We start from the raw sequence: 9,735 nt of genomic DNA on the forward strand, positions 1-9,735 counted from the left end.
CCAGCCTTGTCGTATTCATGTCGATCACCATCCCGCAATGATCGACCCCTAAAAACTTCCCGCTCAGACTCCTTTGCCGTTGGAATCACGCCACCCCGCCCAGACTCCTTTGCCATTGGACAAGGCTTATGCCATGTTAATGGCGGGGCATCTAAACGTAAGGCGGGCTCAAAATCCACTATCTGATCTTTCGTGCCGCTTCACTACGAAGAGTGCGCGACGCGTTGAGGAGCTGCCGCGCGCGAGCTTTGAGGCATACGAGCAAGATTGAATTGTCGTTCTATTCAAACGACTCGAGCTGATTTACCGAGACAATCTTCCACGGGCTGCTGTTACCCGCGTTGTTGACCCGATATAGCCACACGGGATTTCCTTCAACTACCATGCCGTTCTTGTAGGCGAGACACAAAGGAGGATCGGAAGCGACGACGATATTTCCGGGGTTCTCGGTGAAACTCCATCGTATCGATTCAGCAGTTGGTTTGAGATTTACCAATGATTCGGGGGCGATTCTGTTTGCGCCGAGTGATAGTGTGTCGCCGGTAGATGAAAGCGATATCCTGCCGGTCTCAAAATTGATGTCCCAAAAAGCGTAGCGGGCCGCCAGTCTGTTCTTGCTTCTGATAATGACTTGGCTGCCTGCCACTGTATCTGCGACGGCCATTACAAAATTCCTGTTTTGACCGCATTCAATATGTAAGTACCTATCTTCTTGCTCCTTGATGCCTTTTTTAGTATTCAATGTGAAATGCGCGGCGACTCTTGAAAGAGCGCCGCGTGAAATCATTTCTCAAGCCAGAGGAAGCGTCGGGCTAGTGAGTCAGTCGGCGAGCTTGAAGTTGCTCAGCGGCACGAGAGCCCATTCTTGGGCGAGCGAGCCGTTGAACGGGTAGAGCCAAACGGTGTTGCCGTCAGTGATCGACCGGCCTTTGTTATCGAGGCACAGGGATGGGTTGGAGACGCTCAAGATGAAGTTGGGCTTCGAGATGAAGTCCCACTTCTGGCTTGCGGCATTGCGGTCGTACGCGTTGAGAACTGCAGGCGTTTCCGCCGAGATTCGCTGTCCTTGCGTGTCGATTGCGAGCGTGTTGTTGCTCGCTACGAGTTTGATCGCGCCCGTGTCGAAGTCGAGGTCCCATAGCAGGAAACGGCCCGGCGTCGTTTTCTTTTCTTTGAGGACGACGCTACCCCCGGTGATTTGGTCCGTAACGCCCATAGCATAGCGCGTGTCTTGCTTATATTCGAGCGTGAAGATCGCCATTTAAATATCCTATTTAATTGCGTATAAGTTGGACCCCGTTTTACAGGTGTCACCGAATATGTATTAATTCGGTGAACTCATGTTAGATGCGGTGCTCGGAATCCGTACCTATCATCTTTGATAGGGTTTAATCGTTTCGCATAATCTATCTGGTTTTTTGCGGTGAAAGAACCAAATGATGGGACTTTCCAGGTGAAGTATCCGGTTGTCGGCGCCAGCGACAGTGACCGGGCAAATTCCATCGTGTCTCCCTCAGTCGGCCGACTGAACTTTGCCGGCTAGATCCGGCGTTGCGATTCTTGAACGAGCGCAAGGATGCATTGATGTGGCGATGTGCCGCGACAGGTTAGTGCCGTGGGCCCTCCGACGCCGGCCATCCCTCACGCCATCGTCGCGGTAAGTTGCCGAGCAACCAACTCTCGCAAGGCCGACGATGAAGATACGTCTCGACGAGTGGCTCAAGCGCGAGTTCTATCCACCGCCCGCGATACGTACGGCTCGGCAGACAAACCCTCCGCGCCATGGCGCACTGCACAACATCGCGAGGTTGACTTTAGAGAACGGCTCCTCGAATATTGCGATCCGCAACCGGTTGCGCGCAGTATTTGCCTGTGAGATGCCTGAAGTTTGTTGCGCAACCGGTTGTGAACATCATCCCGCAGCGGAGCTGGTCGCCGCGACAACAACCATATCGAACGATTCTCAGGAGACATCCCATGAAGACCCCCGTCCGTCGTCGCGTGCTGACTGCATGCATCGGGTTGGCCGCCGCCGTCATGTTACCGATGGGCGCGCACGCGCAAGACGCCGCCCATAAACCCAAGGTTGCCTTGGTGATGAAGTCCCTGGCGAACGAGTTCTTCCTCACGATGGAAGACGGCGCCAAGGCCTATCAGAAGCAACACGCTGCCGATTTCGATCTCGTGTCGAACGGCATCAAGGATGAAACCGATACGGCCGCGCAAATCCGTATCGTCGATCAGATGATTGTCTCGAAGGTCGATGCGATCGTCATTGCGCCGGCCGATTCGAAAGCGATGGTGCCGGTGATCAAGAAAGCGATCGACGCGGGCATCATCGTCGTGAACATCGACAATCGCCTCGATCCCGATGTATTGAAATCGAAGGGATTGACGGTGCCGTTCGTCGGCCCGGACAACCGAAAAGGCGCGCGCCTGGCGGGCGATTATCTGGCCGCGAAACTGAGCAAAGGCGACGAAGTCGGCATCGTCGAGGGAGTCTCCACGACGACGAACGCTCAGCAGCGCACGGCCGGCTTCAAGGACGCGATGGCCAAGGCCGGTGCGAAGGTCGTCTCGGTGCAATCGGGCGATTGGGAAATCGACAAGGGCAACGCGGTGGCGTCGGCCATGCTCAACGCCTATCCGAACCTGAAGGCGCTCCTGTGCGGCAATGACAACATGGCGCTCGGCGCCGTCGCCGCCATTCGCGCGGCCGGCAAGCAAGGCAAGGTGATGGTGGTCGGTTACGACAATATCGCCGCAGTGAAGCCGATGTTGGCCGACGGTCGCGTGTTGGCCACCGTCGATCAGTTCGCCGCCAAGCAGGCCGTGTTCGGTATCGATACTGCATTGAAGGCTATTCGCGAACACAAGAAGCAAAGCGAGCTGTCGAGCCTCGTCGAAACGCCGGTCGAACTGATCGTGAAGAAGTAAGGACGTCAATACGTTCTACGCATGGTCGGGCGAAGCGCGGACGAGCTTCGCCCGACTCGCGCTTGCGAAGGAGGGGGCATGACAGCAGTTTCAACGGACGGCACACGCCACGCGCCGCCGCGCAATCCGGTGCTCACGGTCAGCGGCGTGGGCAAGACCTATGCGGTGCCGATCCTCGCGGGCATCGATCTGACGCTGAACGCGGGCGAAGTCCTCGCGCTCACGGGCGAAAACGGCGCGGGCAAGAGCACGTTGTCGAAGATCATCAGCGGGCTCGTTACGCCGACATGCGGCACGATGCACTACCTCGGGCAGCCCTATGCGCCCACGAGCCGCCGGGATGCGGAAGCGCTCGGCGTGCGGATGGTGATGCAGGAGTTGAACCTGCTGCCGACGCTTTCGATCGCCGAGAACCTGTTCCTGAACTGCCTGCCGGCCATGAAAGGAATCGGCTGGATCTCGCGCAAGCGCCTGCGTGAAGACGCGCGTGCCGCCATGGCGCGCGTCGGGCTCGAAGCGCTCGATCCAGATGCGCTCGTCGCGGAACTCGGGATCGGCCATCAGCAGCTCGTCGAGATCGCCCGCAACTTGATCGGCGATTGCCGGGTGCTGATCCTCGATGAGCCCACTGCCATGTTGACGGGACGCGAAGTCGACTTGCTGTTCGGTCAGGTGGAGCGGCTAAAGCGCGAAGGCGTATCGATCGTCTACATTTCGCATCGGCTGGAAGAATTGGCGCGCATCTCGGATCGCATCGCCATACTGCGCGACGGCAAGCTGGTCAGCGTCGGTCCCGTTGCCGAATACACGACGGACCGGCTCGTGACGCAGATGGTCGGCCGCGGTATCGGCGAGACGATCGACCTCGGCGAGCGCAAGATCGGCGCACCGATGCTGCGTGTCGACAAACTGTCGCGCGGGGCCGCCGTGCAGGATGTCTCGTTCGAGGTGAAGAGCGGCGAGATCTTCGGCATCAGCGGCTTGATCGGCTCGGGACGCACGGAACTGCTACGCGCGATTTTCGGTGCCGACGCGAAGGACAGCGGCGCAGTTACGCTCGGCACGGCATCCCAGCCCGCGCGAATCGGTTCGCCCGCCGATGCCGTCAAGCAAGGCATTGCGTTGATCACCGAGGACCGCAAGAGCGAAGGGTTGATGCTCACGCAGTCCATCGCGTCGAACCTCGCACTGAACAACTTCGGCGCGCTCTCGCGCTTCGGCTGGATCGACGGCGGCCGGGAGCGTGCGCTGGCCAAGCGGCATATCGACGCCATGCGTATACGCTGCGCCGGCGAACAGCAGCCGGTGGGCGAGCTCTCGGGCGGCAATCAGCAGAAGGTCGTCATCGGTCGCTGGCTTGAACGCGATGCGGGCGTCCTGCTGTTCGACGAGCCGACGCGCGGGATCGATGTCGGCGCGAAGTTCGAGATTTACGGCCTGCTCGGCGAAGAGGCGAGGAAAGGCAAAGCTCTGGTCGTCGTCTCGAGCGAACTGCGCGAGCTGATGCTCATTTGCGATCGCATCGGCGTCATGTCGGCAGGCCGGCTCGTTCGAATTTTCGATCGCGACGAATGGACCCAGGACGATTTGCTAGCCGCCGCATTTTCCGGCTATGCGAAGCGTGACGCACTTTTGACGAGAGAAGCATCATGACGATTTCCTCCAATACACCCGCCGGCGTCGCGGCGCCCGAAGTCAAGGGCCGCGCGCGCGTGGAGCTCACGAGCTACCTGGGCCTCGTCGGCGCCCTGGTGGCGATGATCGCGCTGTTTTCGGCGCTCAGCTCGCATTTCTTCACGTACGAAACGTTCGTGACGATCGCCAATCAGATTCCCGATCTCGTCGTCATGTCGGTCGGGATGACGTTCGTGCTCATCATCGCGGGGATCGATCTGTCGGTCGGCTCCGTCCTCGCGCTTTCGGCGTCGGCCGTCAGCGTAGTCGCGTTGCAATGGCAGTGGAGCGCGATTCCCGCGGCATTCGCGGGCCTCGTAGTGGCCGCGCTCGCCGGCAGCTTGACGGGCCTGGTGACAGTCGCATGGCGCATCCCGTCGTTCATCGTCTCGCTCGGCGTGCTCGAAATGGCGCGTGGGCTGGCCTATCAACTGACGAATTCGCGCACGTCTTATATCGGCAGCACGTTCGATTGGCTGGCCAATCCGTTCGCGGCCGGCATTTCTCCCGCGTTTCTCATTGCGATGGCCGTCATGATCGTGGCGCAACTGGTGCTGCGGCGAACCGTGTTCGGCCGCTGCCTCATCGGCATCGGGACGAACGAAACTGCGGTACGATTGGCTGGTATCGATCCGCGTCCGTACAAGGTGATCGTCTTTGCATTGATGGGCGCGCTCGCCGGGCTGGCTTCGCTGTTCCAGGTTTCGCGCCTCGAAGCGGCAGATCCGAACGCGGGCGTGGGTATCGAGCTGCAAGTGATCGCTGCGGTCGTGATCGGCGGCACGAGCCTCATGGGCGGGCGCGGATCGGTCATCAGCACGTTCTTCGGCGTGCTGATCATCTCGGTGCTGGCGGCCGGGCTCGCGCAGATCGGTGCGAACGAGCCGACCAAGCGGATCATCACCGGCATGGTCATCGTCATCGCTGTCGTGCTTGATACTTATCGCAGCCGCCGCGGTGCGAGCCGGGCCTGAGGTCAATCGAAAAGCAACAAGATCATGTGGACGATCCGAGACGTAGCGAAGCGGGCAGGCGTGTCGTACACGACGGTGTCTCATGTCCTGAACAACACGCGCCCCGTCAGCGAAGAAAAGCGCGTGCGCGTGCAGGCGGCGATTGCCGAGATGAACTACGTGCCGTCCGCGCCGGCGCGCTCGCTGAAGGCCAAAACCACGTCGACGATCGGGCTGGTCGTACCGAACAACACGAACCCGTACTTCGCGGAGTTCGCGCGCGGCATCGAAGGCTCGCTCAAGCGTCGCGGCTATTGCGTATTCCTCTGCAATTCCGACAACAACCTCGTGACGCAGCGCGAGTGCCTGCGCGCGCTGCATCAGAATCGTATCGATGGGTTGATCGTCGCATCGGTCGACGACGATGAGTCCGTTGCGGACGATCTGGCGGCGGTGCGCGTGCCGGTTGTGATCGTCGATCGCCCCGTCGCGGGGTTCGATGCGGATCTGGTTCAGATCGATCACGAGGCAGGCGCAATGTTGGCGACGCAGCATCTGCTCGACCTCGGGCATACGCGCATCGGTTGTATTGCCGGTGAGCGCGAAACCGTCGTGAGCGCCATTCGCGTCGCCGGCTTCAGGCGCGCGATGGCGGAGCGCGGTGTGGAGGTGTTGCCGGGCGCGATTGTGGAAGGCAACTTTACTTGCCCGGGTGGTTACGCAGCGGCGCGCGAGCTGTTCGAGACCGTAGCGCCGACAGCCATTTTCGCGAGCAACGACATGATGGCGATCGGGGCGCTGCGCGCGGCTGCGGAACGCGGGCTGCGCATTCCGGCCGATTGTTCGATCGTCGGATTCGACGATGTCGAAATGAGCCGATACGTGTACCCGGCATTGTCGACTGTGGGGCAGGCGATATTGCGTCTGGGCGATGCGGCCGCCAATACGCTGCTCGAACGGATCAACGGCACGGTGACCGGCCCCGCACGCACCCATCTGATCGAACCGCGCTTGCTCGTGCGTGAATCCAGCGCGCCCTGGGCCGCATAAGCGGGACGTCAATCCAATCCTATCGACGCATGACATCCATGAAAACAACAGCAGCGGGGCAGCAAACCGGCCGCGTCACGGTGGTCGGCAGCTTGAACATGGATCTCGTGATCCGCGCGCCGCGTTTGCCGAAAGAGGGCGAGACGCTTGTCGGCCGATCGTTCGTCAACGTACCGGGCGGCAAAGGCGGCAATCAAGCGGTGGCGGCGGCAAGATTGGGCGCGCAGGTCGCGATGATCGGGCGCGTCGGCAACGACGACAACGGCAGGCAACTCGTCGCAGGTTTGCGCCGCGACGGCATCGACTGTAACGGTGTGGCGACGGATCCGACGCTGCCGACCGGCGTGGCGATGATCGTCGTCGATGATGCCGGGCAAAATGCAATCGTCATCGTCGCGGGCAGCAACGGGGCGCTGACGCCCGCTGCAATGGCTGTGTACGCGTCGCGGATCGAACAAGCCGATGTGCTCGTCTGCCAACGGGAAGTGCCCGACCAGACTGTACTCGCCGCCATGAACCTGGCGCGCAAGCATGGGCGGATCGTGGTGCTCAATCCGGCGCCCGTGACCGGGCCGCTCGAGCGTGGCTGGCTCGAATCCGCCGACTTCCTGATTCCGAACGAATTGGAGGCGTCGGCGCTTTCGGGTGTGCCTGTCGAATCGCCGGAGAGCGCGCAGCGAGCGGCCAAGAAGTTGCAGCAGGACGGCGCGCGCAACGTGATCATCACACTCGGTAAGCGCGGCGTGGTGGTGCTGACCGAGGGCGATCGTGCCGGGAACGGCGGCAAGCACTATCTGCCTGCCGAAGTTGAGGCGATCGATACGACGGCGGCCGGCGATACGTTCGTCGGCGGCTTTTGCGCGGCGCTCGCGGCGAAGCGCCCGCTGGACGAGGCGGTACGTTTCGGTCAGGCTGCGGCTGCGTTGTCGGTTACGCGTGCAGGCGCCCAAACGTCGATCCCCTACCTGCACGAAATTACGCTCTAAGTTGCCGCATCGAAATGAAGAAGACAGGTTTGCTCAATAGCGCGCTCTCGCGCCTCGTTGCAACGTTGGGCCACGGCGATATGGTATTGATCGCCGATGCCGGGATGCCGGCGCCACACGGATCGCGGGTGGAAATCATCGATCTCGCGCTCACACCCGGCGTACCGGATTTCGCCACTACTGTCCGCGTCTTGCTCAGCGAGATGCAGGTCGAGTCGCATGTCGTGGCGAACGAGACGCTCGCGCGCAACGATGGTTGGCTTGGGAGTGAGTGGGTGGACCGGATGGGGTCACGCCAAGTGGTGACGCATGAGGCGCTCAAGCAGATGTCACATCACGCGCGCGCCGTGGTGCGCACGGGCGAGTGCACACCTTACGCGAATCTCATTCTCGTGGCGGGCGTGACGTTCTGAAATTCGTAGGCGCACCCAGGTCAGGAGCGTCGGGTCCGGGGGGCCAACGACGCGTGCGCTCGCGTTGCACACGATATGCAGGCAGGCGTCCCGCCTGTCCCTTGTGCGGCAGCAGCCATTAGCCGATCGGTTTGAGAAAAAGCCCGATGGTCAATGCAACGCCGATGCACACGATGGCGATTCGCAGGACGCGCTCGTTTACGCAGCGCAGTGCCCACACACCGGCCAAGCCGCCGACGATGGCGCCGATACCGAGTGCGATCGCTTCGCGCCAGTGAAGCAGGGAGGACGTGACGAAGATCGCCACCGCGGCGGCGTTCATCACACCGGCCAGCGCGTTCTTGGTCGCGCTTGCATTGCGTGTGGACAACCCTGCCATCGTCAGTGCCGCCATCATCAGAAAGCCGATGCCGCCGCCGAAATAGCCGCCATAAATGGCGATCAGGAACTGAACGAATGCGGCGGCAAGGGGTGGGAGATGCGTGGTCGTTTCTTTTGCCCGACGGAAGAAGCTACCCCAGGCGAAGACTGTGGTGGCAAAGAGCACGAGCCAGGGAACGAGACGGGTGAACACCGAGGAGGGCGTCACCAGCAGCAAGACGCCCCCTAGTGCGCCGCCCACGACGCTGACCCCGAAGAGGACAGAGAACGGCAACCGGCTCGCGCCGGTGACGAGGCGCCGCCCGGCCCAGCCTGACATGACCTGGCCGGGAAAGAGTGCGACGGTGGAGGTGATATTGGCGGCGAGCGGCGTCATACCCGAGACGATCAAGGCGGGCAGCGTGACGAACGAGCCGCCGCCGGCGAGGGCATTTTGCAGGCCGGCCCAAAGGCCGGCCGCCACTACAAGAGCGAGCAACATGCGCGAAAAGGTAAAGAACGGGAAATGCCCGATCCTACCTGATGGAGCGCTTTAAGACGTTGAGCCAGGGCGATGCCACTCTGGATTCACCTGCCACGCCTGCACAGGCCGAGTGGCGCCTGCCGGCAATCCGCGATGCCGCTCGGGCCGAAGTTGTAGCCGACGAACAACGGGCGATTGTCCGGTTGGGCGTACAAAGGCCAGCGAGGGCTGGCCTTTGTACGGAGTGCCGAGGTGGTCCGTCGTGCGACATCCCTGGTTTGACGCGTCAAGCGTGGCACGCCGAAACAATGTGCCGGCTATCGATCGGGTTTATACCGCGCGGCGGACCATCAGTTCCTTGATCTTGCCGATCGCCTTCGTCGGATTGAGGCCCTTCGGGCACACATCGACGCAGTTCATGATCGTATGGCAACGGAACAGACGGTAGGGATCTTCAAGATTGTCCAGGCGCTCGCCCGTCGCCTGGTCGCGGCTGTCGGCGATGAAGCGATAGGCTTGCAACAGCCCCGCCGGGCCGACGAACTTATCCGGATTCCACCAGAAGCTCGGGCACGACGTCGAGCAGCTCGCGCACAGGATACATTCGTAAAGGCCATCGAGCTCGTCGCGCTCTTGCGGCGACTGCAGCCGCTCCTTTTCGGGCGGCGGCGTATCGTTGATCAGATACGGCTTGATCGAGTGATACTGGTTGAAGAACTGCGTGAAGTCGCAAATCAGATCGCGCACCACGGGCAGGCCCGGCAGCGGACGCAGCACGATCTTTTGCGGCAGATCGTTCAGGTTCGTCAGGCAGGCGAGACCGTTCTTGCCGTTGATGTTCATCGCATCCGAACCGCACACGCCCTCGCGGCACGAGC

General features: G+C 61.4%; 10 protein-coding genes. 6 read left to right on the top strand and 4 right to left on the bottom strand.

Annotated elements, in window-relative coordinates; genetic code table 11:
• Positions 1-280 precede the first annotated feature (280 nt).
• On the bottom strand, positions 281-787 hold the full coding sequence (locus C0Z19_RS28125; RefSeq protein ID WP_146012166.1) for a hypothetical protein: 507 nt from the start codon (positions 785-787) through the stop codon (positions 281-283).
• 33 nt (positions 788-820) lie between these two features.
• Entirely contained in the window at positions 821-1,261 is a 441-nt protein-coding gene (locus C0Z19_RS27340) for an RICIN domain-containing protein (RefSeq protein ID WP_102612960.1), read from the bottom strand.
• 716 nt (positions 1,262-1,977) lie between these two features.
• Here C0Z19_RS27340 and C0Z19_RS27350 point away from each other — a divergent pair.
• The 6 genes from C0Z19_RS27350 (at position 1,978) to rbsD (ending at position 8,013) form a co-directional block, all read left to right on the top strand.
• A complete protein-coding gene (locus C0Z19_RS27350) occupies positions 1,978-2,937 on the top strand; it encodes a sugar ABC transporter substrate-binding protein (protein ID WP_102612962.1) in 960 nt (319 codons plus the stop codon).
• Between the two features lie 78 nt (positions 2,938-3,015).
• Positions 3,016-4,590, top strand: a complete 1,575-nt coding sequence (locus C0Z19_RS27355) for a sugar ABC transporter ATP-binding protein (RefSeq protein ID WP_102612963.1) — start codon at positions 3,016-3,018, stop codon at positions 4,588-4,590.
• Positions 4,587-5,585, top strand: a complete 999-nt coding sequence (locus tag C0Z19_RS27360) for an ABC transporter permease (RefSeq protein WP_102612964.1) — start codon at positions 4,587-4,589, stop codon at positions 5,583-5,585. The genes C0Z19_RS27355 and C0Z19_RS27360 overlap by 4 nt, the downstream gene beginning before the upstream one ends.
• 24 nt (positions 5,586-5,609) lie before the next feature.
• Positions 5,610-6,614: a LacI family DNA-binding transcriptional regulator gene (locus tag C0Z19_RS27365; RefSeq protein WP_102612965.1), complete on the top strand. Its 1,005-nt coding sequence runs from the start codon at positions 5,610-5,612 to the stop codon at positions 6,612-6,614.
• Between the two features lie 29 nt (positions 6,615-6,643).
• Positions 6,644-7,600, top strand: coding sequence for a ribokinase (gene rbsK / locus C0Z19_RS27370; protein WP_102612966.1), 957 nt, complete (start codon positions 6,644-6,646; stop codon positions 7,598-7,600).
• A 14-nt stretch (positions 7,601-7,614) separates the two neighbouring features.
• On the top strand, positions 7,615-8,013 hold the full coding sequence (gene rbsD, locus C0Z19_RS27375; protein ID WP_102612967.1) for a D-ribose pyranase: 399 nt from the start codon (positions 7,615-7,617) through the stop codon (positions 8,011-8,013).
• A 118-nt stretch (positions 8,014-8,131) separates the two neighbouring features.
• Here the strand turns inward: rbsD and C0Z19_RS27380 are convergent, their stop codons facing one another.
• Positions 8,132-8,872: a sulfite exporter TauE/SafE family protein gene (locus tag C0Z19_RS27380; RefSeq protein WP_102612968.1), complete on the bottom strand. Its 741-nt coding sequence runs from the start codon at positions 8,870-8,872 to the stop codon at positions 8,132-8,134.
• 315 nt (positions 8,873-9,187) lie between these two features.
• On the bottom strand, positions 9,188-9,735 hold a 548-nt coding region (locus C0Z19_RS27385), incomplete at its 5' end, for a succinate dehydrogenase iron-sulfur subunit (RefSeq protein ID WP_102612713.1).

The sequence above is a fragment of the Trinickia soli genome, from assembly GCF_002879855.1.
GTDB lineage: Bacteria > Pseudomonadota > Gammaproteobacteria > Burkholderiales > Burkholderiaceae > Trinickia > Trinickia soli.

Excerpts from the sequence above, each read along its gene's own strand:
- C0Z19_RS28125 (WP_146012166.1), bottom strand. The coding sequence starts at position 787 with ATGATTTCACGCGGCGCTCTTTCAAGAGTCGCCGCGCATTTCACATTG.
- C0Z19_RS27340 (WP_102612960.1), bottom strand. The coding sequence starts at position 1,261 with ATGGCGATCTTCACGCTCGAATATAAGCAAGACACGCGCTATGCTATG.
- C0Z19_RS27350 (WP_102612962.1), top strand. The coding sequence starts at position 1,978 with ATGAAGACCCCCGTCCGTCGTCGCGTGCTGACTGCATGCATCGGGTTG.
- C0Z19_RS27355 (WP_102612963.1), top strand. The coding sequence starts at position 3,016 with ATGACAGCAGTTTCAACGGACGGCACACGCCACGCGCCGCCGCGCAAT.
- C0Z19_RS27360 (WP_102612964.1), top strand. The coding sequence starts at position 4,587 with ATGACGATTTCCTCCAATACACCCGCCGGCGTCGCGGCGCCCGAAGTC.
- C0Z19_RS27365 (WP_102612965.1), top strand. The coding sequence starts at position 5,610 with ATGTGGACGATCCGAGACGTAGCGAAGCGGGCAGGCGTGTCGTACACG.
- rbsK (WP_102612966.1), top strand. The coding sequence starts at position 6,644 with ATGACATCCATGAAAACAACAGCAGCGGGGCAGCAAACCGGCCGCGTC.
- rbsD (WP_102612967.1), top strand. The coding sequence starts at position 7,615 with ATGAAGAAGACAGGTTTGCTCAATAGCGCGCTCTCGCGCCTCGTTGCA.